Here is a 689-nt window from a genome sequence, read left to right on the forward strand (position 1 = left end):
GGGTTTGTCAAATAAAGTGTGTAAGTTCAAACTTACTCCAAGTATTTTAAAACCCTATCTTTTAGCTTGTCGTGGAGGAGGAGTTGGTTCATAACCATTGACCAGTTTTGGATATGACCACCTTTCCACTTAGTTTCGAGTTCTTTCACACGTAAAAATAATACTTTCAAAAGAGCGTTCTCGTTGGGGAATGCTCCTTTTTTAGTTACCTTTCTGAAGCTGGAGTGGATGCTCTCAACCGCATTCGTGGTGTACATAACTTTACGGATAGCACTTCCATAATCATAGAGTTGCTCGACATGACTAAAATTCCTCGTCCATACATCAATGGCTCCTGGATAGGCCGCCCATTGTTGCTGGAAGGATTCAAATGAGCTATGACAGGCTTTCAGACTCGGTGCTCCATATACTTTCTTTAATGCCTTGGTGAAGGCTTTATAATCCTTGCTTGGAACGTATTTGATGGAGTTACGGATCAAATGAACGATACATCTTTGGACGATGACGTCAGGGAAAATAGCACGTGCTCCTTCCTCCAAACCACTCACACCATCCATGGATATAAAGAAAATATCTTCAACACCTCTCGCCTTGATTTCATCGAAAATCTGCATCCATTTGTGTTTACTTTCCGTTTCATTTAACCATAATCCAAGGATTTCTTTATTGCCCTCCATGGTGTATCCTAA

At 40.8% G+C, this 689-nt stretch carries 1 protein-coding gene; it reads right to left on the minus strand.

Features of this window, described 5'->3' with window-relative positions; all coding sequences use genetic code 11:
* Window positions 1-32 precede the first annotated feature (32 nt).
* Window positions 33-689, minus strand: a 657-nt coding sequence (locus tag A4245_RS19410) for an IS256 family transposase (RefSeq protein ID WP_199860724.1), incomplete at its 5' end; no start/stop codon positions are given.

Origin of the sequence: Oceanobacillus damuensis, from assembly GCF_001618145.1 — a bacterium.
Taxonomy (GTDB): Bacteria; Bacillota; Bacilli; order Bacillales; family Amphibacillaceae; genus Oceanobacillus; species Oceanobacillus damuensis.